This window comes from Agrobacterium sp. 22-223-1 (assembly GCF_053522385.1).
This window is the reverse complement of sequence record NZ_JBNWCN010000006.1, coordinates 157,045-179,461: the sequence shown is the minus strand read 5'-3', so window position 1 is coordinate 179,461 and position 22,417 is coordinate 157,045. Positions and strand designations below refer to the sequence as shown.

The following is a 22,417-nucleotide window of genomic DNA, read 5'->3' as shown; positions in this document are numbered from 1 at the left end:
TGCCAGTTTCAAGTTGTTGCCCGAGAAAAGATGGGAATTATTGCGTTCTTCAGGAATATTCCGGACTTGATGGATCGTTTTTACCGTTTTGGCATTCATCGCCCGTTGGGGCGAATCTGTTATTCTGGTCTGCAATTAACGGATGATCAGGAACGTTAGGGGCAGGCATAGAGAATGAGAAATAGCATGACTGCACAGTGGAGGCTCTTCTCCCGTTCAGGCCTTCGCCGTTCGGGCAGGATGGTTGCCGCCTGTTCCGTGCTGACAGCGTCTGCGGTGTTCCTGTCATCGTGCCAGTCTCTCTTCAGCCCGGCCTACCAGTCCACCTTGCGTCCCTCGGATAATCCGCAGACCGTGGAAGAAGTGCAGAAGAATGATCCCCGCGCCCAGATGGGTGCGCGCGAGCATCCGCGCATCGTGGCGAGTTATGGCGGCGAATATCGTGACGCCAAGACGGAAAGGCTCGTCGCCCGCATCGCCGGCGCGCTGACGGCGGTTTCGGAAAATCCGCAACAGTCCTACCGCATCACCATCCTGAACTCGCCGGCCATCAATGCCTTTGCGCTGCCGGGCGGATATCTTTACGTGACGCGTGGGCTTCTGGCGCTTGCCAACGATGCTTCGGAAGTGGCTGCCGTGCTTTCGCATGAGATGGGCCATGTCACCGCCAACCATGGCATTGAACGCCAGCGCCGGGAAGAGGCGGAGGTGATTGCCAGCCGCGTGGTTGCCGAGGTTCTGTCGAGCGATCTCGCCGGCAAGCAGGCGCTTGCGCGCGGCAAGCTGCGGCTCGCGGCCTTTTCGCGTCAGCAGGAATTGCAGGCGGACGTGATCGGCGTGCGGATGCTGGGCGAGGCCGGTTATGACCCCTTTGCCTCGCCGCGTTTTCTGGATTCCATGGCGGCCTATGCGCGGTTTTCCTCGGCCGATCCCGAAAACGACCAGAGCCTCGACTTCCTTTCCAGCCACCCCAACACGCCGCAGCGTATCGAGCTTGCGCGCCGTCATGCCCGCGCCTTCGGCCAGGACGGCCAGGTCGGGGATCGTGGTCGCGAGTGGTTTCTGGACGGCATAGACGGCCTGCTTTATGGCGACAGCCCGCAGGAAGGTTATGTCCGCGGCCAGACATTCCTGCACGGAACGCTCGGCATTCGTTTCGATGTGCCGGAAGGTTTCGTCATCGACAACAAGGTTGAGGCCGTTCTGGCGACGGGGCCGGGCGATATGGCCATCCGTTTCGACGGCGTCGCCGATCCGAAACAGACAAGCCTTGCCAATTATCTGACCAGCGGCTGGGTTGCCGGCCTGTTGCCGGAAACCGTCAAGGAAACCCAGATCAACGGTCTGGAGGCTGCGACGGCGCGGGCAAGCGCGGATAAATGGGATTTCGACGTGACCGTCATTCGCGTCGGCCAGCAGATATTTCGTTTCCTGACGGCCGTGCCGAAGGGCAATACCCAGCTCGATTCCATCGCCAACACATTGCGCACCAGCTTCCGCAAGATGACGCCGCAGGAAATAGCCTCGCTGAAGCCGCTCAGGGTGCGGGTGGTGACGGTGAAGCCCGGTGAAACCGTGGCGACGATGGCGGCGCGGATGATGGGAACCGACCGGAAGCTGGACATGTTCCGCATGATCAACGCCATGAGCGCCACCGCCACAATCCAGCCCGGGCAACGGGTGAAGATCATTTCGGAATAAGCTTGCGGCCTCCTATTCGCCGGTTGCCTGCGACAGGTAGGCGTGAACCAGTGCGATCATTTCCCGCCTGACTTTGGGCGACTGCAGCTCTCCGCGGCGGGCGGCATTGTGAATGATGCCGTCAATGGCATCCGATACGATCCGCGCTGCGGTTCCGCTTTCGACCTTTGAACCGGCTGTCATATGTGCCGCGATCGCTGCCGCATAGAGACCGAGATATTCCTGTTCGAAAGCGCTGTTGGGATCGTTCGTTCCTTGGTGGCTCGGCGCATCATCCAGAAGGACCTTGTGAAGGCCGGGATGGATGCTGTGGACCCCGATCATGCCGGTCACGAGCTCTTCAACGAATCTAGCGAGCGATTGCCGCTTTTGCGCGATGCTCTTCATGATGGAGAGACAGTCCTCGAGGTGACGATGGCGTACCGCTTCCACGATCGAAACCTTGTCCGGGAAATATTGATAGAGCGAGCCGATGCTGACGCCGGCCGTTTCGGCGACCCTGTTCGTGGTAAAACCCGCCCAGCCGTGATCGCTTAAAATGCGAGCCGCCGCATGGATGACAGCATCGACCGTTGCCCTGGAACGCTCCTGACGCGGCTCCTTGCGCATCTCGGTTTTCCGCTTTGCAATGCGAGTAGACAAGGCATCCTCCATGACGAAAATATAAACATAGTGCTCACATTTTTCAGATGTAAAGGATATTGTCATGAGGGATTTGCTCAGGAGCCTGCTCGGCTATCACGCATGGGCGAACAGGGACTTGTTCGAGAAGCTGCAACAACTCGATCCCGTCCAGAACGCATCCGAGCGGCACATGGCAATTCGGCTGATCAATCATTATTACGTGGTCGCAAGGATTTTTTCGGGCCATCTCACCGGAGCGGCGCACGGTTTTCTCTCCGACAATACCGAGGCAACGCCGCAGCTGGATGATCTTGCGAAGGATGTCGCTGCTCTGGATGGCTGGTATCTCGACTACATCGGGAAAACATCACCGGCATCGCTTGGCGAATTTGTCGCCTTCACCTTTACGGATGGTGACAAAGGTTACATGTCCCGTGCCGAGATGATCTCGCATATGGTCCTGCATGCCGGCATTCACAGAGGGGAGGTCGCGCGTATTCTGAGCCAGCTCTCCATCACGCCGCCCTGGGATACTTTTGCTGTGTTTCTGCACGGCACGCAGCCGCAACGGCGTTTGCAGGGGGCATAATAAAAAGCCACCCGCCCCTGTGTGGGACGGGTGGCTTTCCTGAAACGATGGTGTCAGGAACCTATTGCCACTCGCGCACGTCGACGAAATGACCGGCGATCGCCGCCGCTGCTGCCATGGCAGGGGAGACGAGGTGGGTGCGGCTCTTATAGCCCTGGCGGCCCTCGAAATTGCGGTTCGAGGTCGAGGCACAGCGTTCGCCGGGCTTCAGGCGGTCGTCATTCATGGCAAGGCACATGGAACATCCCGGTTCGCGCCATTCGAAACCGGCTTCGAGGAAAATCTTGTCGAGACCTTCCTTTTCCGCCTGTTCCTTCACAAGACCGGAGCCGGGCACGATCATTGCCGAGACCGTGGGGGCGACCTTGCGGCCGTCGACGATTTTCGCCGCCGCGCGCAAATCTTCGATGCGGCCATTGGTGCATGAGCCGATGAAGACGCGGTCGATGGCGATATCGGTGATGCGCGTTCCGGGCTTCAGGCCCATGTATTCCAGCGCACGCCATTTGGAGGTACGCTTGTTTTCTTCCTCGATATCATCCGGATTGGGAACGATCCCTTCAACGGAGGTCACGTCTTCCGGCGACGAGCCCCAGGAGACGATCGGCGGCAGATTGGCCGCGTTCAGTACCACGACCTTGTCGTAATGTGCGCCTTCGTCGGACTTCAACGTTTTCCAATAGGCGATGGCCTGTTCCAGCGTTTCGCCCTTCGGCGAGCGCGGCTTGTCTTTGATGTAGTCAAAGGTGGTTTCGTCAGGTGCAATAAGACCTGCGCGGGCTCCGCCCTCGATGGTCATGTTGCAGACCGTCATGCGGCCTTCCATGGAGAGCGAACGGATCGCCTCGCCGGCAAATTCGATCACGTGACCGGTGCCGCCAGCCGTGCCGATCTCGCCGATAATGGCGAGGATGATGTCCTTGGCGGTAACACCATCCGGGATTTTGCCGTCGACACGCACCAGCATGTTCTTGGCCTTTTTCTGGATCAGCGTCTGGGTCGCCAGAACGTGCTCCACTTCCGAGGTGCCGATGCCATGCGCCAGTGCGCCAAAGGCGCCGTGGGTCGAGGTATGACTGTCGCCGCACACGATCGTCATGCCCGGGAGGGTGAAACCCTGTTCGGGGCCGACGATGTGAACGATGCCCTGGCGCTTGTCGCGCTCGGAATAATATTCGACGCCGAAATCCCTAGCGTTCTGCGCGAGCGCTTCCACCTGAATGCGGCTTTCCTCGTTCTTGATACCTTCCAGCCGGTCGGCCGTGGTCGGAACGTTATGGTCGACGACGGCCAGCGTGCGGGCAGGTGAATGCACGGGGCGACCGGCTATTCGCAGGCCTTCGAAGGCCTGCGGGCTCGTCACCTCATGGACGAGGTGACGGTCGATGTAGAGAAGACAGGTTCCGTCGGGATCACGATTGACGACGTGGTCGTCCCAGATTTTGTCATACAGGGTGCGGGGTGCGCTCATGGCTCTGTGCCTTGTCATATAAAAGGGTAATGAGGGTTCAGTAAGGCGGTGGACAGCGTGCTGCTGTCAGGCGAGCCTAAGTCGGCTGGTGAGCGCCCCGGAAACGCGCGCAAAGAACCGTGCCGGCAGACGCTTGTGGTCCTGCAGCACATAAACATTCTGCGCGAGACATCCGAATTTAGATCCCATGGCAGCGTTCATAGCAGATCGCCGGTTTTACGGCAATATGAATGCGTACAGCCCTGAATGCGACGGTTCGGCATTTTCTATATGCGCTGCATCATGGCTCAAGCCCCCAATGGGCCTGCCTTGTAGTGGTTGCCGGTGGTTATGATGCAGTGCAACTTGCGTATTTTGCAATGCACATATAGATGGGTTCCCTTATCATTTGCATTTCGACGAGCAATCGAAGGGAGGGAAAAGCATATGGTATCCGAAAAAGCCCTTATCTCGAAGATCACCTGGCGGCTGATGCCGTTTCTTGGCCTTCTTTATCTCATCGCCTATATCGACCGCCAGAATGTCAGCTATGCCAAGCTGCAGATGGTCGATGCGCTGAGCCTCAGCGAATATGCCTACGGCCTTGGCGCTTCGCTGTTCTTCATCGGCTATTTCCTCTTCGAGGTGCCGAGCAACCTTTTCCTCAACCGTTTCGGCGCCAGCAAATGGTTCGCCCGCATTCTGGTTTCCTGGGGCGCCGTCACCATCGCGCTTGCCTATACGCAGAACGCCACGATGTTCTACATCCTGCGCTTCCTGCTCGGGCTCTGCGAGGCGGGTTTCTTCCCCGGCGTTTTGTTCCTGATGACGCTCTGGTTCCCGCGCGATTATCGTGGCCGCATGATCGGCTTGTTCATGATCTTCAGCGCGCTTGCCAATGCCATCGGCGCACCGCTTGGCGGCATGCTGCTCGATCTGGATGGTTTCCTCGGTTATGCCGGTTGGGAATGGGTGTTCCTCGCCACGGGTATTCCGGCCGTCATCGCCGGTATCGCCACCTTCTTTTATCTCGACGACACCCCGGAAAAGGCGAAGTTTCTGACGCAGGATGAGAAAACCTGGCTGAAGAACCGGCTGGCCGAAGAAAACAAGGGCATGGAAGAACATGCGGAGGACGGCTTCAAGGCGCTGGTCAATCCGCGCGTTCTGTTTATGGCGCTTTGCTATGTCGGCTTTCCGCTGGCCGCCTATGGTCTCAGCTACTGGCTTCCGACGATCGTGAAGAGCTTCGGCGTTTCCAACACTGCTAACGGCTTCATCAACATCATCCCCTGGGTGATCGTCGCCGTTGCACTGTTCGTCGTGCCTTTGGCGGCCGACAAGGCCAAGAACAAGACGCCCTATATCGTCGGCCCTGCCTTCATCGGTGCGTTTTGCCTGTTGATGTCGGCATTGCTCAGTGATCCGGTCCTGCAGTTCGCTTTCCTCTGCATCGCCGCTGCAGGCATCTTTGCCGGCCAGCCGGTATTCTGGAGCTTGCCCGGCCGCTTCCTCAAGGGTGCAGGCGCTGCTGCCGGCATTGCCGCCATCAATTCCGTCGGCAATCTGGGTGGCTTCGTGGCGCAGAATGTGGTGCCCTGGATCAAGGATGAGACCGGCAGCACCATTGCGCCGATGTTCTTCCTTGCCTTCTGCCTGGCGCTTGCCGGGGTGCTGGTCATCGTCGCAACGCGTAGAATGGGCACTCAGGTCAAGCCTGCCTGACTTTGGAAGATTGCGACGGCTGCCATGAGTGCCGGTGGTCGCCAATGAAAAAAATCGTGGCCCGGATGTTTCCGGGCCACGATTTTTTTAAGCGGCAAATAATGAATTCTCTTCGAGAGAATTACGCCGTGAACCAGTCGCTACCGGTCAGGTGAACACCGGCGACAACGATCTTTTCGCCCTTGTGCTCGCCAGTGACGTTGTAGGTGAGGATGGTGTCGCTATCGTCGATCCTCACCGCCCAGTTGTCGATGGTCGTACCAACCAGTTTCAGCTTGTCCATAGAGGCGTTGAAGCCTTGGATGCTGTCGGTGGCGGAGCTCTTGGCCATGTCGCCGAGATTGAAGACGAAGGTATCGGCGCCACCGCTTGCAATGATGTGGTCGATGCCCTTGCCGCCGGTGACGAGCGATGAAGCGAGGTTCACGCCGCTCAGGTCGATAGAGTCGTTACCTGCACCGGCGTCGATCTTGACGGAGGTGAAGCTGCCGTCGGTGACGCCAGCGCCGCCGTTCACAACGGGGGTATTGGCAGCAAGGCCGCCCGTGCCAGTCGCAGACGTGTCATTCAATGCAGCGCCAGCCTTGATCTTGATCGTGTCGTTGCCTGCACCGGTGTCGATGTTGAAATTGTTGACCCAACCCTTGTCGTTCGAAACGACAGAGACAGTGACCGTGTCGTTGCCGGCGCCAGTCGTAATGTTACCACGCTTGGCATTGAGAACTTCCACAGTGGACGAACCGGTGCCGCCGAGATAAACGTCGACGTGAACGAAATCCTTGAAGGTAAGGTTTTCAGAAGTGTCGGACTGGGCGAGAGCGTTCTTTACCGAATTCCATGCCGACGATACGTCAAATTTGAAGCCGTTCGAGCTGGGGTCATAGCCAACATCGACCGTGCCGCCCGCGCCGGTGCCGGGAACCGATACCGCGCCGACATTGACCACGCCGGAGTCGAGCGAAGAACCGTTTTTGACCTGTGCTGTGGATTCGGTGAGGAGCTTGTAAGCTTCCTGATCGACCAGGTTGGTGAGCGAAGAGACCGAAGCAGCGCCACCATTACCAAAAGTTACTTTTAACGCCATTTTACACTCCCATAAATTTTTGAGAAATCGATGAATTGAAATTAAATTTATAATAAATATTGCGGGTGATATTTAATACGTAAAAAATGATAATACAATATAAGAAATTGTTTTTTTGAATAAAGTGCGTCTTTAACGTGTTGCGGAAATTCCTTTCGCAAAATTATGCAATGGAAACTGTTTATTCCTGTACGAAGGTCTTTTTGAGCCTGTCCTGGAACGGCTTCACAAAATAAGAAAGAACACTCCTTTCGCTGGTTTGTATGAATACTTCGGCCGGCATGCCGGGATATAATTTCCCGCCGGGCAGATGACCCATTCCGGCCTTGTCGGGTTTGATGCGCAGCGCGTAATAAGATGTGCCAGTTCGGGAATCCGTCTGCAGATCGGGGGCGACGACAGCAACTTGCGCGCTCAAATCCGGCGTCGTGCTTTGATTGAATGCCGTAAAACGAATGGTTACCGGCTGGCCGACGTAAATCTGATCGATGTCTCGTGGGGTTATATTGGCCTCGATGGCAAGCTCATCCTGCTCCGGCACCACCAGCATCAGAACTTCACCCGGTTGAATGACGCCGTTTATATTGTGCACCGAGAGCTGGTAGATGCGACCGGCAATCGGCGAGCGGATGTCGAGGCGATCCAGCTGGTCGCGCGTTGCCGCCAGCCGCTCTTCATATTCCGCGACGGTCGCTTCGATCGATGTCAGATCTTTCGTGACTTCCGATTTGCGGTCTTCATCGAGCTGAAGCAATTGCAGGTCCAATTCGCTCAGCTTGCCCACCGTCTGTGCCCGGGCGGCGATGTATTGACCCTGCTGACCTTCGAGATTGGAAAGCTGGCGCTTGAGGAGATTGAGGCGCTGAAGCGTGACAAGCCCTTTTTTGAAGAGCTCGTCCGTCTTGGAAACGTCTTCCTTTACAATGGCAAGCTCATTGTCCGTCGCCTCCACCTGCACCTCGAGGCCGCGTGCCTCGTCAGCGAGTTGGTCCTTGCGTGTTCCCAGCTGCTTTTTCATGCCGATCAAGGCGTTGCGACGGCTGTTGAAAAGGTTCTGTTCGCTATCGATAAAGGTCTTGGCCGCCTTCGAACTCGTCAGTGCCGCCAGATCTTCCTGCACAGTGAAAGATGGCGCCTCGGCAATTTCCGCACGCAGACGCGCTCGACGCGAATAAAGCTGCGCAAGCGTATTTTCGACGATTGAGAGGTTGGCCTGCACGACGGTGGCGTTCAGCCGCAACAGGACCTGACCGGCCTCGACCCTGTCGCCTTCGGCGACATTGATCTCGCTGACGATGCCGCCGGAAAGATGCTGGATTTTCTTGGAGTTGCCTTCAACGACAACCCGGCCGGTGGCCACCACTGCGCCTGCAAGCTTTGCAAAAGCCGCCCAGCCGCCCAATCCGACCAGCAGGCCAAGGGCGAGAACGACCACTGCGGTCGCGTGCCTGAGAATGGACGCATTCGTCATACCGGGTTTTTCCGCCTCAACCATTTTCGCTCACCCGGTTTTCAATCTTGCGCGTTTCTTCCTCTTCAGGCACCTGGCGGATGTTCTGCCGCAGGATTTGCGCGAGGACCTCCTCCTTGGTGCCAAAGCGCAGCATTCGACCGTTGCTCATCACCATCACCAGATTGACGCTTTCGATGGCGCTGGGGCGATGGGCAATGACGACGACAATGCCGCCACGCGCCCTGATGTCGCCAATGGCAGTGCGCAGGGCCGCTTCGCCTTCGCTGTCCAGATTGGAGTTCGGTTCATCGAGAAGGACGAAGAAGGGTTCGCCAAACAGCGCGCGGGCAAGGCCGATGCGCTGTTTCTGACCGCCCGACAAGGCCTCGCCACGGTCGCCAATATAGGTATCGTAACCGTTGGGCAAGTTCAGGATCAGCTCATGCACCTGCGCGGCTTTGGCTGCGGCGACAACCGCTTCCGCTGTCGCATCGCGGTCGAAGCGCGCGATATTCTGCGCCACGGTCCCCGGCATCAGCTCCACCTGCTGGGGCATGTAGCCGATGGATTTGCCGAGAAACTCGAAATCCCACTGGTTGAGCGCGGCCCCATCGAAACGGACGGAGCCGCGTTCATAGGGCCAGATGCCGGTCATCACGCGTGCCAGCGTGGATTTGCCGGAGGCGCTTGGGCCAATGATGCCGAGACCATCGCCTGCGTTCAGCGTGAAGGAAATATCGGCAACCGTATCGCGCGCGCCGTTTGGTGGCCCACCGGTTACACGGTCAACCGCGACGGTATATTGCGGGCGGGGCAGGGAGAGCGGCGGCGACGGTTCGGGCACCAGTTCCAGAAACTCGTTGACGCGTTTCCAGCCCTGTATTGCGGTCATGAAGCTGCGCCAGTTTGCAATCGCATGTTCGACAGGGCCGAGCGCCTTTGCCGAGAGGATCGAGCCTGCGATGATGCTGCCCGCCGATGCATTGCCGTCGATGACAAGAACGGCGCCGATGGCCATGACGCCGGATTGCAGCAACAGCCGGAAGGTTCGCGACATGGCGCCGAGCATGCCGGCCGTATCGGATGTCGACAGGGTGACAGCGCGATATCTGGAGTGCAATTCGTCCCACATGGATGTCACCGCCCCCATCATGCCCATGGTCTTGATGGATTCGATGTTGCGCTGGCTGCTGCCGACGAGGACGTTTCTCTGCCCTCGTGCGGTATAAGCCTGCTTTGTCGCCCTTTCGGTCAGCCAGTTCGTAAGGAGCGTCAGCACGATGAGAACTACGGCTCCGCCGAGCACAGCGAACCCGATCCACGGATGCAGGGCAAAACAGATCAACAGATAGATGGGGAGCCAGGGAATGTCGAAAAAGGCCGCCGGGCCCGGTCCTGAGAGGAACTGGCGGATCTGATCGAGATCGCCGACGATCTGCAGCCCATCGATCTTTCCCGAGGCAAGGAGCGGCGCACTGATCGACGCCCTGAAAAGCTTCTGATTGAGCGCGTCGTCCATATTGTCTGAAATACGCGCCAATATACGGCCTCGCAGCGCGTCGAAACCCATAAGGAACGCGTAGAGAACGATCAGGAGAACGACCAGTGCCACAAGGGATGGAATGCTCTTGCTTGGCAAAATGCGGTCGTAAACTTCCAGCATGAAAAGCGAGCCGGAAAGATTAAGAATGTTCATCAACGCGCTGGCGAGACCAACGGCGAAAAAAGCAGACTTATTTTTTGTTAAAAAAGAATTAAATAAAAACATAATAACACCTGAAACGGCAAGAAAATCGCACAATAAATGCAATTAGGCAATGCTGTTCGAGGATGGGCTAAAACACTCGAGCAAGAAATCAGGCAGGCATTTGTTGCCGGTCGAAATCTGCTGCATCTTTCCGCAAAGGAAATGACTTAAAGAGCTTCGGTATTCTCAGGCCCGCCAATGTTCGCCAAGCGCAGCTTTCAAGCCGCATGCGTGCCTTGCTACGTTATATCGGCGCAACAAAAAAGGCGGCCCGAAGACCGCCTTTTGATCAATCCATCGAAATGGAAATCTTATTCCGCTGCGGTTTCAGCAGCCTTTGCTGCTTCTTCCGCTGCCTTGGCTTCTGCGGCTTCGGCTGCTGCCTTCTCGGCGGCGAGAGCCTGTGCTGCTGCTACCTTTTCGGCTTCCAGACGTGCCTTTTCGTCGGCAAGCGCCTGACGCTCGGACTCGTTCAGCTTGCGGGCGCGCGTACCGGTGTTCTCAACGATACGGGCAGCCTTACCGCGACGGTCGCGCAGGTAGTAGAGCTTCGCGCGGCGAACCTTACCGCGGCGAACGACTTCAACGCCTTCGACCAGCGGGGAGTAGATCGGGAATACGCGCTCGACGCCTTCGCCGTAGGAAATCTTGCGAACGGTGAAGCTTTCGGAAAGACCGCCGCCGGAACGGGCGATGCAAACGCCTTCGTAAGCCTGTACGCGGGTACGGTTACCTTCGGTAACGCGCACGTTGACGCGCAGGGTGTCGCCCGGAGAAAACTCGGGCAGGGTGCGCTTTGCTTCGATCTTGGCGGCCTGTTCGGCTTCCAGCTGCTGAATGATGTTGGTCATGTTAACCTCTGATTTCTTCTGAAACAGCCAGAGCGCTCAACGGTTCGTCTGTCGGTCAATGCCTTCAGACCATGCTTTTCGGCAGGAGCGGGTTCGCCATTCTTTGCTTTCGGTTGGGATATTTCCCATTTCCACGCGGGCACATACACGAGGATGCGCCGTTTGTCATCCCTTTCATGACAATATTTTATCAATTACGCGCCGCGTTCCGGCAGTTGCGAAGCGGCGCGCTGGCGGATATGGCATGGGAACCTTGGGAGGGGCCATGTCCATATTCATTATTCTCATGCTGTTCGCCACCGGCTTTCTGTCGGGTGTCGTCAATGCGATTGCCGGCGGCGGCACCTTCCTGACCTTCGGGGCGATGACGCTGGCCGGCCTGCCACCCATCGTCGCCAACGCCACATCGGCCATCGTGCAGTTTCCGGGCTACATCACCTCCGTGATCGCCTATGGGCCGGAAATCCGCGCCCATTGGCGCGAGGCGATCCTTCTGTCTGGCGTTTCAGTCGTCGGCGGGCTGGCGGGATCGCTTCTGCTTTTGTCGCTCGACAATCCTTCCTTCCGCCAGCTCGTGCCATGGCTGCTTCTTGCTGCAACCGCCGTTTTCGCTGCCGGCCCGTGGCTGCGGCCGAAGGCGAGCGCCGAACGTTCGCCCGGTAATCTGACGAGCCTCGTCTTTCAGGGTCTCGCTTCCGTCTATGGTGGGTTTTTCGGTGCCGGCATGGGCATCATGATGCTGGCTATCCTCGGAATAACCTCGGGCGGCAGCTACCATCATCTGAACGCGCTGAAGAACCTCTTGTCAGTCGTGATTGCCGTCATCGCAATCACGATCTTCGTCAGCGGCGGTGTCGTTTCCTGGTGGGCGGCGCTCATCATGTTCCCCGCGGCCGCGCTTGGCGGCTATGCGGGCGTCCATACGGCACGGCGGGTGCCGCAATGGATCATTCGCTGGCTGGTGATCGCCGTCGGGCTGGTGCTGACGGCCTATTATTTCGTTTCGGCCTGAGCCTTTACCAGAAGGTCCGGACGTCTTTCCTGCGTCAGCTTCAGCGCCTGTTCATGGCGCCACCTGTCGATGACAGCGTGGTTGCCGGAGGTGAGAACGGCTGGAATGTCACGGCCTTCCCAGACCTGCGGGCGGGTATAGTGCGGATGCTCCAGCAGTCCGCCTTCGAAGCTCTCATGCACACCGGAAAGATCGTTGCCCATGACGCCCGGCAGGATGCGGACGATGGCATCAAGAAGCGTCAGCGCCGCCGGCTCGCCGCCGGAGAGGATGTAATCGCCGATCGACACTTCCTCCAGCCCGCGCGCCTCTATCACCCGCTGGTCGACACCTTCGAAACGTCCGCAGACGATAATCGCGCCTTCTCCGGCTGCCAGTTCGCGCACACGGTTTTGCGACAGCGGCTTGCCGCGCGGGCTCATCAGCAGCCGCGGCCGTGTATCGCCATCCGAAACATGGTCGATGGCCGCAGCCAGAACATCGGGTTTCAGTACCATGCCGGCGCCGCCGCCTGCCGGTGTGTCATCGACGCTTCTGTGTTTGTCGGTGGCAAATTCGCGGATCTGTACGGCGTCCAGCGACCATTGCCCCCGCTCCAGCGCCTTGCCCGCCAGCGAATATCCGAGATGCCCCGGAAACATTTCCGGGTAGAGCGTCAGAACGGTAGCCTTGAAGGTCATTGTTTATTTCTTGCCGAAAGGCGATACGCCGGTTTCGTCCTTGTCGTCGGGATTGTCGATCAGTCCGGCAGCCATCGGATCGATGAGAATACGACCGGCTTCGAGGTCGATTTCCAGCACGGCCGCTTCCGAAAAGGGAATGAGGGCAGGGCGACGGCCTGCGCCTTTCAGCTCCAGCAGGTCACCAGCGCCGAAATCATAGACGGCGCTGACGGCGCCATAACTTTTGCCATCGGCATCGACGGCTTCCAGCCCTTCGAGGTCGGCATAATAAAACTCGTCATCGTCAAGCTCGTCGTCAGGCAGATTGTCGCGCTCGATGAACAGTTCCAGACCGTTCAGGCTCTCCGCCGCATTGCGGTCGTTGATGCCTCTGAAACGAACGACGACGACGTTCTTGCCCTCGCGCACTTCCAGAATTTCGAAAACACGGCCATCGGCGGTAACCAGATTGCCATAATCGCCGAGCGCCATCGGATCGGCCGTATAGGTGCTGACACGGACTTCGCCGCGCAGGCCCTGTGCGCCGCCGATCTTTGCCATGAGTACCGGGTTTTCCAGCTTTGCCATCGGGCCGTCCGTCTTCTGGTGTTGGTTGCGTCAGCTTTAAGGTTTGTTGACGCCAAAATAAACAAAAAACGGGCGGCATGGAAAACCACGCCACCCGTTCTTCAAAAGTTTCCGCGCAGATTATTCTGCAGCAGAGGCTTCCGCAGCAGCAGCGGCTGCATCTTCAGCCTTCTGCTTCTTTTCAGCGATACGCTCGAGAGCGCGCTTGCCCGGCTTTGCCTTTTCCGGGTTGCTGCGAGCGGCGCGCTCGGCAAGGCCGGCTTCTGCGAGGAAGCGCAGAACGCGGTCGGTCGGCTGTGCGCCCTTGGCGATCCATTCCTTGATGAGGTCAGCCTTCAGCTCAACGCGCTGCGGGTTGTCCTTGCCGAGCATCGGGTTCCAGGAACCGACCTTCTCGAGGAAACGGCCGTCGCGGGGCGAACGGGCGTCAGCAACGACGATCTGGTAGTACGGGCGCTTCTTGGAGCCACCGCGTGCGAGACGAATTTTCAGTGCCATGTTATTTACTCCTTAGGATGGCTTGTCCGCCGTTCAGGCGGTCTTTTCGGTGCCGCCATGTTCGGCGGCGATTGCTTCATGATGCCGGATGACTTCCTTGATGATGAAGTTCAAGAACTTCTCGGCGAAATCCGGGTCCAGATTGGCATCCTTCGCCAGGCGGCGAAGGCGTTCGATCTGGTATTCCTCGCGCGCCGGGTCGGCCGGCGGCAAATTGTACTTTGCCTTCAGCACGCCCACCGCCTTGGTACAGCGGAAACGTTCGGCAAGAATGTGAACCAGTGCGGCATCGATATTGTCGATCGACTGGCGGTATTCGGAAAGCTGGGCTTTCACCTCTGCATTGTTCACTGGTGTCCCCCTCACTTCTTTTTCGGAAAGCCGGGCAGGCCCGGCATGCCGCCAAGACCGGGCAGCTTGGCGCCACCCAGACCCGGCAATCCGCCCGGCAGACCACCAAGACCGGGCATGGTGCCCGGCTTGCCGAGACCGGCGGCTTCAGCCTGTTTCTGGAGCGCTTCAAGTTGCTTCGGATCGATATTCGACAGATCAGGCATGCCGCCGCCAAGGCCACCGAGGCCCATCTTGCCGGCAAGGCCGCCCATCATCTGCTTCATGATGCCGCCTTTGCCCTTGCCGCCCATGGCCTTCATCATGTCGGCCATGCCGCGATGCATCTTCAGAAGCTTGTTGATTTCAGCGGCATCCGTGCCGGAACCGGCGGCGATGCGCTTCTTGCGGCTGTGTTTCAGAATGTCCGGGTTGGCGCGTTCGGCCTTGGTCATGGAAGAGATGATTGCGATCTGGCGATCGAACATCTTGTCGTTCAGGCCGGCCGAAGCCATCTTGTCCTTCATGCCGGCCATGCCGGGCATCAGCCCCATGATGCCGCCCATGCCGCCCATCTTCTTCATCTGGGCAAGCTGGTCGGAGAGATCGTTGAGGTCGAACTTGCCCTTGGCCATTTTCTCGGCCATGGCGCGGGCTTTTTCCGCATCGATGTTTTCGGCGGCCTTTTCGACCAGCGAGACGATGTCGCCCATGCCGAGAATACGGTCGGCAATACGGCGCGGATGGAACTCGTCGAGTTCGTTCATGCGCTCGCCGATACCGATCAGCTTGATCGGCTTGCCGGTGACGGCGCGCATGGAGAGGGCCGCACCGCCGCGTCCGTCGCCATCCATACGGGTCAGCACGAGGCCGGTGATGCCGACGCGCTCATCGAAGTTGCGCGCCAGATTGACGGCGTCCTGACCGGTCAGCGAATCCGCGACCAGCAGGATTTCATGCGGGTTGGACTTCTTCTTGATGTCGGCCATTTCCAGCATCAAGGGTTCGTCGATATGGGTACGGCCGGCGGTATCGAGAATGACGACGTCATGGCCGCCGAGTTTTGCTGCCTGTACGGCGCGCGCGGCAATATCGGTCGGCGACTGGCCGGCGATAATGGGCAGCGTGTCGACGCCGGTCTGGACGCCGAGCTGGCGAAGCTGTTCCTGGGCGGCGGGACGGCGCGTGTCGAGAGATGCCATCAGCACCTTCTTCTTCTCGCGGTCCGTCAGGCGCTTGGCGATCTTGCCTGTCGTGGTTGTTTTACCAGAACCCTGCAGACCCACCATCATGATGACGACGGGGGCAGGGGCGTTGAGATCGATGGAGACGCCTTCGGTGCCGAGCATCTCGACAAGCTCGTCATGCACGATCTTGACGACCATCTGGCCGGGCTTGATGGATTTCAGGACGGCTGCGCCGACAGCCTTTTCACGCACCCTGTCGGTGAAGGAACGCACGACTTCCAGTGCAACGTCCGCTTCCAAAAGCGCACGGCGAACCTCGCGCAGCGCGGCAGCAACATCGGCTTCCGTCAGCGCGCCACGGCCGGTCAGTCCATTAAGAATGGAACCAAGGCGGTCCTGGAGGTTTTCAAACATCGTTTCTTCCTTCTTCGTTCCGGGGTTTCCGAAACGTCGGTGCTTTCGCTGGCAAAAACAAGACGCAAAGCCAAAAAGCACCCGAGGGCGCATCGCGCTGTCGGGTGTTGACCTCCGGGATCTCTTTATACCTTTGCGGGTCCCGGTCGGCGGCTTGGAGTCGTGAAACTGCCAGCTGATGGGCGGGATAAACAGGAAAGTGCGGGAAAAGTCAAGGCGGCGCTGGTTTGTGGCCGAAAAGGCCCGCATTTCATCTTTGCGTGATTGGCCGCAGGCTGCCATTGGCGGCGCTTGAACGGCGCCATTCCGCTCCCTATACCTTTAGCATGAACCGTCGAAACTTCTTTCGCTTTTCCACGCTTGGACTGCTCGCTCTGGCGGGCGGCGCTCTCTATGCCCGTCGTTCGAGCGCCAGCGCCTATTATAGCGGCCCGATCTCCGATCATTTCGACGGGGTGCGCTTCTTCAATCCCGGCGGTTCGCCGCCCGGCAATTTCATGGGCCTTATGAAATGGCGCTTCAATGGCGAGCGCGCCACATGGCCGGAAAGCTATCCGAGCCCCTTTCCCTTCGCAAAACCGGAAGCCCGGATCGAAGGCAGGGACATGCGCGTCACCTTCGTCGGCCATGCCTCGTTTCTCATCCAGACGGCGGGGCTGAATATTCTCATCGATCCGGTGTGGTCGCAGCGCACCAGCCCGTTCAGCTTCGCCGGTCCCAAACGGGTCAATCCGCCCGGCATCCGTTTCGAGGACCTGCCGCCCATCGACCTGGTGCTGGTGACGCATAATCACTATGACCATCTGGATATGGAAACGCTGAAGCGCCTGCATGTCGCGCACAAGCCGCTCTTCATCACGCCGCTCGGCAATGATGCCATCATCCGCACCGGGGTCGAGGCGGCGCGTATCAAGGTGGGCGACTGGGGCGATGTGGTGGAGACGGGATCGGTTAAAATCCACTTCGAGCCGTGCCATCACTGGTCGGCCCGCGGCCTGAACGACCGGCGCATGGCGCTATGGGCTGCCTTCGTCATCGAAACGCCGGGCGGTAAAATCTACCATATCGGCGACACCGGCTTCCACGAAGGCCTTAACTATCACGCCGCGCGCAAGAAGCACGGCGATTTCCGCCTCGCCAACCTGCCTTTCGGTGCTTATGAACCGCGCTGGTTCATGAAGGGCCAGCACCAGAACCCGGCCGAAGCCGTGGAAGGCATGAAGCTTTGTGGTGCGGCGCATGTCTGCGGCCATCACTGGGGCACCGTGCAGCTGACCGATGAGGCGGTGGACGCCCCGCTCGTGGCGCTGAAGGCGGCACTCAAGGAGCAAGGGGTGGATGAGAGCCGTTTTCAGCCCATGCGCCCCGGCGAAGTCTTTGACGCGCCTTCCGCCTGATCGCTGCCCCGTTTGCGCCGTAACAGTCTGGTAATTTGCCGGCCTTTCCGCCATATAGGGCGAAAGCGCGGGAAAATCCCCTATGCAATCCGATTTTCAGACAGTTTTCAGGTTTAGGGCAATGGCGGATACGGTCGAATTTGCAAAGATGAACGGGCTTGGCAACAAGATCCTCGTTGTCGACATGCGCGGCCGCAAGGATATGGTCACGCCGGCGGCGGCGATTGCGCTCAACGCCGATCCTTCGACCCAGTTCGACCAGATCATGGCCATTCACGATCCACGTGTCAGTGGCACGGATGCCTTTATCGATATTCTCAATTGTGATGGTACGAAGGCGCAAGCCTGCGGCAATGGCACACGCTGCGTGGTGCAGGCGCTGTCCTCCGAAACGGGCAAGACCAGTTTCACCTTTCAGACGGTGGCTGGCATTCTCAACGCCGTCGAACATGAAGACGGCATGATTTCCGTCGATATGGGCCTGCCGCGTTTCCGCTGGAGCGATATTCCGCTTTTGGAAGAGTTCCACGATACCAGCCGCATCGAATTGCAGATCGGGCCGATCGACGCGCCGATCCTGCATTCGCCGGCCGCCATGTCCATGGGCAATCCGCATGCGATTTTCTGGGTGGATCGCGATCCGATGGAGTTCGATCTCGAACGTTTTGGGCCGCTGCTCGAAAATCACCCCATGTTCCCGGAAAAGGCCAATATCACGCTGGCGCAGGTGATTTCCGACAGCGCGCTGCGCACCCGCACCTGGGAACGCGGCGCGGGGCTGACGCTCGCCTGCGGCTCGGCCGCCTGCGCTTCAGCGGTTTCTGCGGCGCGCACGGGCCGTACCGGCCGGAAGGTTACAATCGATGTCGCCTCCAGCCCCATCCGTGTGCCGCTGACCATCGACTGGCGCGAGGACAATCATGTCATCATGACCGGCCCTGCCGAATGGGAATGGTCGGGTTCCGTCGATCCCGTCACCGGCGTCTGGGCGCGCGATGCGGTCGAGCGGGGGGCTATATGAGCGGCGTCGAGGTCATAACCTTCGGCTGCCGTCTCAACACCTATGAATCGGAAGTGATGCGGGCGGAGGCCGAAAAGGCCGGGCTCAACAATGCCGTGCTGGTCAATACCTGCGCCGTGACGGGTGAGGCCGTGCGTCAGGCGCGCCAGGCCATCCGTCGGGCGCGGCGGGACAATCCGCATGCCCGTATCATCGTTACCGGCTGTGCTGCGCAGACGGAAAAACAGACCTTTGCCGAGATGCCCGAGGTGGATGCGGTGCTCGGCAATGAAGAAAAGCTGAAAAGCGCTTCCTATCGCGCGCTGCCGGATTTCGGTGTTTCGGCGGAAGAAAAGCTGCGCGTCAACGATATCATGAGCATCAAGGCGACCGCGCCGCAGATGGTGAAGCACATAGACGGACATGTGCGCGCCTTCATTCAGGTGCAGAACGGCTGCGATCATCGCTGCACCTTCTGCATCATTCCCTATGGGCGCGGCAATTCCCGTTCCGTGCCGATGGGCGCCGTGGTGGATCAGGCGCGCAGGCTGACGGAAAGCGGCTATTGCGAGATCGTGCTGACCGGGGTGGATGCCACGAGCTATGGCGCGGACCTGCCGGGAGAACCTTCCCTCGGTTATCTTGCCAAGACATTGCTCAAGCAGGTGCCGGATATTCTGCGTCTGCGGCTCTCCTCCATCGACAGTATCGAGGCCGACCGCCATCTGATGGATCTGATTGCCGATGAGCCGCGTTTCATGCCGCATCTGCACCTGTCCCTCCAGCATGGCGACGACATGATCCTGAAACGCATGAAACGCCGCCATTTGCGGGCTGACGCCATTCGTTTCTGTCACGAGGTGCGGTCGCTTCGGCCGGATATCGCCTTCGGGGCGGATATGATCGCCGGTTTTCCGACCGAGACGGAAGACATGTTCGAAAACGCTGCGACGCTTGCGGAAGAATGCGGCATTTCCAGCCTGCATGTGTTTCCCTATAGCCCGCGCGCGGGCACACCGGCGGCGCGCATACCGCAGCTTGACCGGGCTTTGGTGAAGGAGCGAGCGGCGAGGCTTCGGGAGCGCGGCGAGGCGCTGAAGCTGGCGCATCTGCAAAATATGGTCGGTTCGGTGCAGACGATCCTCGTTGAAAACAACGGTTTTGCGCATACCGACAATTTCACGCTGGTGGAGGCGCTGCATCTTGCCCCGCGCACTCTTGCGCAGGTTGCGATTACCGGCCACAACGGCAAACATCTGAACATGAAGCTTCTGGCGGCTGACGCGGCCTGAAGCGGTACTAGATAAAGACACGGGAACAACCATGGCCCTCGGCTTCATCAAAAAAGTCTTTTCGTTCGGCAAGGACAAGGCCGAAACGGACGACCGGCCGCAAGAGGACGCCGCGCCTGAGCGCGGCAATGAAAACGCCTCCTTCGAAGCGGCGCTGAGCGACGCCGAAGCGCATGGCCCTGTCGAGAAGGACCCGGTTTCCGAACTGGAGATGGAGACGGCCGGCGGACCAGCCCCGGACGAGGCGACAGACGTGGTCCTTTCCGACGATGACGAGGAAGAGGACGCACCGCTTCTGCCCGGTGCCGAGTTTTCCGGCGATATGGGTGTAGTGCCGCTGTCGTTGCTACAGGCGGAAGCCGCCGCCGAAGAGCAGGCCGAATCTGCCCCCGAAGCAGCGGATGTCGTGCTGGATGCGGATGCGATGGACGCGCTGCTTGACGAGGCCGAAGCCGCGACTGCCGCCGAGCCCTCCGCTATACCGCCAGCTCTACCAAAGGGTTTTTCGTCCGCCAGTGAGCGGCAGGAGCCTACCCCTGCCGCACCGCAGGTAAAACTGACATGGTTTCAGCGCCTGCGGGCCGGGCTTGCCCGCACGTCGTCGCAGCTGACCACGCAGATTTCGGCGCTCTTCACCAAGCGCAAGCTGGATGAGGATACGCTCGATGAGCTGGAAGATCTTCTTATCCAGTCGGATCTCGGTGTCGAGACCGCCATGCGTATCACCGGCGCCCTGTCTTCCGAGCGTTACGGCAAGGATGTGAGCGGCGAGGATGTGGCGCGCATCATGGCGGGCGAGATCACCAAGGTCCTGAAGCCTGTGGCCAAGCCGCTGGAGCTTGATCTTTCACACAAGCCGCATGTCATTCTCGTTGTCGGTGTGAATGGTACGGGCAAGACGACGACCATCGGCAAGCTTGCCGCCAAGCTTTCCGGCTCCGGCCTCAAGGTTATGCTGGCGGCGGGCGATACGTTCCGCGCGGCGGCCATCGAGCAGCTCAAGATCTGGGCGGACCGTACCGGTTCGCAATTCATCGGCACCAAGCTTGGCGCGGATGCGGCCGGGCTTGCCTATGACGCCTATGAGCAGGCGCGGGCGCAGAAAAGTGACGTTCTCATCATCGATACGGCCGGTCGCCTGCAGAACAAGACGGAGCTGATGGCGGAACTGGAGAAGATCGTGCGCGTGCTCGGCAAGCTCGATCCCGACGCGCCGCACACCGTGCTGCAGACGCTGGATGCGACGACCGGCCAGAACGCCATGAACCAGGTGGAAATATTCCGCAATGTCGCGGGCGTTTCGGGCCTGATTATGACAAAATTGGATGGCACGGCGCGGGGCGGTATCCTCGTCGCCATCGCTGCCAAACACAAGCTGCCGGTTTATTTCATCGGTGTGGGTGAAGGTGTTGATGATCTGGAGCCCTTCGAGGCGGAAGATTTCGCCAAGGCCATTGCGGGAGTTTGAGTATGGATATTGAAAGCAATTCCAAGGAAAGCGAAAAGATGGTGGCGGAAATCAGCCCGCTCCTGAAATTCGTGCTCGAGCTTGGCCCGCTCATGGTGTTCTTCTTCGCCAATTCCCGCGGCGAATGGCTGGCCTCCACCTTCCCCGTGCTGACGGAGTTCGGCGGGCCGATCTTCATCGCCACCGGCCTGTTCATGATCGCAACGGCGCTGGCGCTTTCGGTTTCATGGGTGCTGACGCGTAAGCTGCCGATCATGCCGCTGATATCGGGCATCGTGGTGTTCGTGTTCGGCGCGCTGACGCTTTGGTTGCAGAACGATACCTTCATCAAGATGAAGCCGACCATCGTCAACACGCTGTTCGGTGTTATTCTGCTCGGCGGCCTGTTCTTCGGGCAATCGCTGCTCGGTTATGTTTTCAATTCCGCCTTCAGGCTGACGGATGAGGGCTGGCGCAAGCTGACGCTGCGCTGGGGCGTATTCTTCCTCTTTCTTGCGGTGCTGAATGAGGTGGTGTGGCGCATGTTCACCACCGACACCTGGGTGGCCTTCAAGGTGTGGGGTACGATGCCGATCACCATCATCTTCACCATGGCGCAGATGCCGCTCGTCATGCGCCATTCGCTGGAACCGCTTAACAAGGACGAAAAATGACCGTTGCAGAGATGTCGGCTTCCCGTTCGCGCTCGCTCAAATGGTTCGGCGTGGCCGCCGGGCTGCTTCTCCTGCAGATCGTCATCCTTTATTTCATGGGCCGCATTCCGATCTGCGAATGCGGTTATGTGAAGCTGTTCGAACCGGGCGTGAACACGCCGGGCAATTCCCAGCATCTGGCCGACTGGTATACGCCCTCGCATATCATTCATGGCTTCCTGTTCTACTGGTTTGCCTGGCTGCTGTTCCGCAACAGACCGCTTTCCATGCGGCTGTCGCTTGCGGTTCTGGTGGAAGCGGCATGGGAAATTCTTGAAAACTCGCCTCTCATCATCGATCGTTACCGCACCGCGACGATGGCGCTGGGTTACACCGGCGACAGCATCCTGAACTCGGCGATGGATACCGTCTTCATGGTGCTGGGTTTCCTGTTCGCCGCCCGTGTGCCGGTGTGGCTGACGGTGGCGATCGCCATCTTCTTCGAAATCTTCACCGGCTGGCTGATCCGTGACAACCTGACGCTGAACGTGGTGATGCTGCTCTGGCCCGTGGACGCGATCAAGGAATGGCAGAACGCGCTCCCGCAAATGTGAACGGGTTTTCCTGGGCTGCGGGCCGAAAGGCACGGAAGCCGCGCAATATATGCAGGTTTTCTTAATGGCATTGCGGTAGTGTCAGGCAAAGGCTCGTCT

21 protein-coding genes are annotated in these 22,417 nt (G+C 59.1%); 10 read left to right on the top strand and 11 right to left on the bottom strand.

What is annotated here, in order from left to right:
- Positions 1-186: 186 nt before the first annotated feature.
- Complete coding sequence (locus tag ACQZ60_RS21815) at positions 187-1,701, top strand: M48 family metalloprotease (RefSeq protein WP_162996171.1); 1,515 nt, start codon at positions 187-189, stop codon at positions 1,699-1,701.
- Positions 1,702-1,713: 12 nt separating this feature from the next.
- On the opposite strand, the gene ACQZ60_RS21810 is transcribed toward ACQZ60_RS21815, so the two are convergent.
- A complete protein-coding gene (locus ACQZ60_RS21810) occupies positions 1,714-2,310 on the bottom strand; it encodes a TetR/AcrR family transcriptional regulator (protein ID WP_003505112.1) in 597 nt (198 codons plus the stop codon).
- Positions 2,311-2,407: 97 nt separating this feature from the next.
- Between ACQZ60_RS21810 and ACQZ60_RS21805 the strand changes: the two genes are divergently transcribed.
- Entirely contained in the window at positions 2,408-2,914 is a 507-nt protein-coding gene (locus ACQZ60_RS21805) for a DinB family protein (RefSeq protein ID WP_003505110.1), read from the top strand.
- A gap of 61 nt (positions 2,915-2,975) precedes the next feature.
- Here the strand turns inward: ACQZ60_RS21805 and leuC are convergent, their stop codons facing one another.
- Entirely contained in the window at positions 2,976-4,385 is a 1,410-nt protein-coding gene (leuC, locus tag ACQZ60_RS21800) for a 3-isopropylmalate dehydratase large subunit (RefSeq protein WP_003505108.1), read from the bottom strand.
- Positions 4,386-4,811: 426 nt separating this feature from the next.
- Between leuC and ACQZ60_RS21795 the strand changes: the two genes are divergently transcribed.
- Entirely contained in the window at positions 4,812-6,089 is a 1,278-nt protein-coding gene (locus tag ACQZ60_RS21795; protein WP_448736114.1) for an MFS transporter, read from the top strand.
- A 121-nt stretch (positions 6,090-6,210) separates the two neighbouring features.
- Here the strand turns inward: ACQZ60_RS21795 and ACQZ60_RS21790 are convergent, their stop codons facing one another.
- From ACQZ60_RS21790 to rplS, 4 genes are all read right to left on the bottom strand, one after another.
- Positions 6,211-7,173, bottom strand: coding sequence for a calcium-binding protein (locus tag ACQZ60_RS21790; protein ID WP_020809487.1), 963 nt, complete (start codon positions 7,171-7,173; stop codon positions 6,211-6,213).
- A 181-nt stretch (positions 7,174-7,354) separates the two neighbouring features.
- Positions 7,355-8,668 (bottom strand): HlyD family type I secretion periplasmic adaptor subunit, encoded by a 1,314-nt coding sequence (locus tag ACQZ60_RS21785; protein ID WP_020809488.1) that lies wholly within the window; start codon positions 8,666-8,668, stop codon positions 7,355-7,357.
- Positions 8,661-10,394, bottom strand: a complete 1,734-nt coding sequence (locus ACQZ60_RS21780) for a type I secretion system permease/ATPase (RefSeq protein ID WP_020809489.1) — start codon at positions 10,392-10,394, stop codon at positions 8,661-8,663. Before ACQZ60_RS21780 ends, ACQZ60_RS21785 begins: the two co-directional genes overlap by 8 nt.
- Before the next feature lie 290 nt (positions 10,395-10,684).
- Positions 10,685-11,224: a 50S ribosomal protein L19 gene (gene rplS, locus ACQZ60_RS21775; RefSeq protein ID WP_003520506.1), complete on the bottom strand. Its 540-nt coding sequence runs from the start codon at positions 11,222-11,224 to the stop codon at positions 10,685-10,687.
- Positions 11,225-11,489: 265 nt separating this feature from the next.
- On the opposite strand from rplS, the gene ACQZ60_RS21770 reads away from it, so the two are divergent.
- On the top strand, positions 11,490-12,236 hold the full coding sequence (locus ACQZ60_RS21770) for a sulfite exporter TauE/SafE family protein (protein ID WP_020809490.1): 747 nt from the start codon (positions 11,490-11,492) through the stop codon (positions 12,234-12,236).
- Here ACQZ60_RS21770 and trmD read toward each other — a convergent pair.
- The 5 genes from trmD to ffh form a co-directional block, all read right to left on the bottom strand.
- Entirely contained in the window at positions 12,218-12,916 is a 699-nt protein-coding gene (gene trmD / locus ACQZ60_RS21765) for a tRNA (guanosine(37)-N1)-methyltransferase TrmD (RefSeq protein ID WP_020809491.1), read from the bottom strand. The genes ACQZ60_RS21770 and trmD overlap by 19 nt on opposite strands.
- A gap of 3 nt (positions 12,917-12,919) precedes the next feature.
- On the bottom strand, positions 12,920-13,486 hold the full coding sequence (gene rimM / locus ACQZ60_RS21760; protein ID WP_020809492.1) for a ribosome maturation factor RimM: 567 nt from the start codon (positions 13,484-13,486) through the stop codon (positions 12,920-12,922).
- A 120-nt stretch (positions 13,487-13,606) separates the two neighbouring features.
- Complete coding sequence (gene rpsP / locus ACQZ60_RS21755; protein WP_003520510.1) at positions 13,607-13,984, bottom strand: 30S ribosomal protein S16; 378 nt, start codon at positions 13,982-13,984, stop codon at positions 13,607-13,609.
- A gap of 33 nt (positions 13,985-14,017) precedes the next feature.
- Positions 14,018-14,335: a chorismate mutase gene (locus ACQZ60_RS21750; protein ID WP_003492497.1), complete on the bottom strand. Its 318-nt coding sequence runs from the start codon at positions 14,333-14,335 to the stop codon at positions 14,018-14,020.
- 11 nt (positions 14,336-14,346) lie between these two features.
- A complete protein-coding gene (gene ffh / locus ACQZ60_RS21745; RefSeq protein ID WP_448736113.1) occupies positions 14,347-15,915 on the bottom strand; it encodes a signal recognition particle protein in 1,569 nt (522 codons plus the stop codon).
- A 326-nt stretch (positions 15,916-16,241) separates the two neighbouring features.
- Between ffh and ACQZ60_RS21740 the strand changes: the two genes are divergently transcribed.
- The 6 genes from ACQZ60_RS21740 (at position 16,242) to ACQZ60_RS21715 (ending at position 22,318) form a co-directional block, all read left to right on the top strand.
- On the top strand, positions 16,242-17,312 hold the full coding sequence (locus ACQZ60_RS21740; protein ID WP_236000821.1) for an MBL fold metallo-hydrolase: 1,071 nt from the start codon (positions 16,242-16,244) through the stop codon (positions 17,310-17,312).
- A 121-nt stretch (positions 17,313-17,433) separates the two neighbouring features.
- A complete protein-coding gene (dapF, locus tag ACQZ60_RS21735; RefSeq protein WP_448736112.1) occupies positions 17,434-18,333 on the top strand; it encodes a diaminopimelate epimerase in 900 nt (299 codons plus the stop codon).
- On the top strand, positions 18,330-19,604 hold the full coding sequence (gene mtaB / locus ACQZ60_RS21730; protein ID WP_448736111.1) for a tRNA (N(6)-L-threonylcarbamoyladenosine(37)-C(2))-methylthiotransferase MtaB: 1,275 nt from the start codon (positions 18,330-18,332) through the stop codon (positions 19,602-19,604). The genes dapF and mtaB overlap by 4 nt, the downstream gene beginning before the upstream one ends.
- Positions 19,605-19,635: 31 nt before the next feature.
- Positions 19,636-21,072, top strand: a complete 1,437-nt coding sequence (gene ftsY / locus ACQZ60_RS21725) for a signal recognition particle-docking protein FtsY (protein ID WP_448736110.1) — start codon at positions 19,636-19,638, stop codon at positions 21,070-21,072.
- A 2-nt stretch (positions 21,073-21,074) separates the two neighbouring features.
- Entirely contained in the window at positions 21,075-21,725 is a 651-nt protein-coding gene (locus ACQZ60_RS21720) for a septation protein A (RefSeq protein WP_003520517.1), read from the top strand.
- Positions 21,722-22,318: a DUF2585 domain-containing protein gene (locus ACQZ60_RS21715; RefSeq protein WP_035261531.1), complete on the top strand. Its 597-nt coding sequence runs from the start codon at positions 21,722-21,724 to the stop codon at positions 22,316-22,318. Before ACQZ60_RS21720 ends, ACQZ60_RS21715 begins: the two co-directional genes overlap by 4 nt.
- The last annotated feature ends 99 nt before the right edge of the window (positions 22,319-22,417 follow it).

Coding starts and splice junctions, on each gene's coding strand:
- ACQZ60_RS21815 (WP_162996171.1), top strand. CDS start 187: ATGACTGCACAGTGGAGGCTCTTCTCCCGTTCAGGCCTTCGCCGTTCG.
- ACQZ60_RS21810 (WP_003505112.1), bottom strand. CDS start 2,310: ATGCGCAAGGAGCCGCGTCAGGAGCGTTCCAGGGCAACGGTCGATGCT.
- ACQZ60_RS21805 (WP_003505110.1), top strand. CDS start 2,408: ATGAGGGATTTGCTCAGGAGCCTGCTCGGCTATCACGCATGGGCGAAC.
- leuC (WP_003505108.1), bottom strand. CDS start 4,385: ATGAGCGCACCCCGCACCCTGTATGACAAAATCTGGGACGACCACGTC.
- ACQZ60_RS21795 (WP_448736114.1), top strand. CDS start 4,812: ATGGTATCCGAAAAAGCCCTTATCTCGAAGATCACCTGGCGGCTGATG.
- ACQZ60_RS21790 (WP_020809487.1), bottom strand. CDS start 7,173: ATGGCGTTAAAAGTAACTTTTGGTAATGGTGGCGCTGCTTCGGTCTCT.
- ACQZ60_RS21785 (WP_020809488.1), bottom strand. CDS start 8,668: ATGGTTGAGGCGGAAAAACCCGGTATGACGAATGCGTCCATTCTCAGG.
- ACQZ60_RS21780 (WP_020809489.1), bottom strand. CDS start 10,394: ATGTTTTTATTTAATTCTTTTTTAACAAAAAATAAGTCTGCTTTTTTC.
- rplS (WP_003520506.1), bottom strand. CDS start 11,224: ATGACCAACATCATTCAGCAGCTGGAAGCCGAACAGGCCGCCAAGATC.
- ACQZ60_RS21770 (WP_020809490.1), top strand. CDS start 11,490: ATGTCCATATTCATTATTCTCATGCTGTTCGCCACCGGCTTTCTGTCG.
- trmD (WP_020809491.1), bottom strand. CDS start 12,916: ATGACCTTCAAGGCTACCGTTCTGACGCTCTACCCGGAAATGTTTCCG.
- rimM (WP_020809492.1), bottom strand. CDS start 13,486: ATGGCAAAGCTGGAAAACCCGGTACTCATGGCAAAGATCGGCGGCGCA.
- rpsP (WP_003520510.1), bottom strand. CDS start 13,984: ATGGCACTGAAAATTCGTCTCGCACGCGGTGGCTCCAAGAAGCGCCCG.
- ffh (WP_448736113.1), bottom strand. CDS start 15,915: ATGTTTGAAAACCTCCAGGACCGCCTTGGTTCCATTCTTAATGGACTG.
- ACQZ60_RS21740 (WP_236000821.1), top strand. CDS start 16,242: ATGAACCGTCGAAACTTCTTTCGCTTTTCCACGCTTGGACTGCTCGCT.
- dapF (WP_448736112.1), top strand. CDS start 17,434: ATGGCGGATACGGTCGAATTTGCAAAGATGAACGGGCTTGGCAACAAG.
- mtaB (WP_448736111.1), top strand. CDS start 18,330: ATGAGCGGCGTCGAGGTCATAACCTTCGGCTGCCGTCTCAACACCTAT.
- ftsY (WP_448736110.1), top strand. CDS start 19,636: ATGGCCCTCGGCTTCATCAAAAAAGTCTTTTCGTTCGGCAAGGACAAG.
- ACQZ60_RS21720 (WP_003520517.1), top strand. CDS start 21,075: ATGGATATTGAAAGCAATTCCAAGGAAAGCGAAAAGATGGTGGCGGAA.
- ACQZ60_RS21715 (WP_035261531.1), top strand. CDS start 21,722: ATGACCGTTGCAGAGATGTCGGCTTCCCGTTCGCGCTCGCTCAAATGG.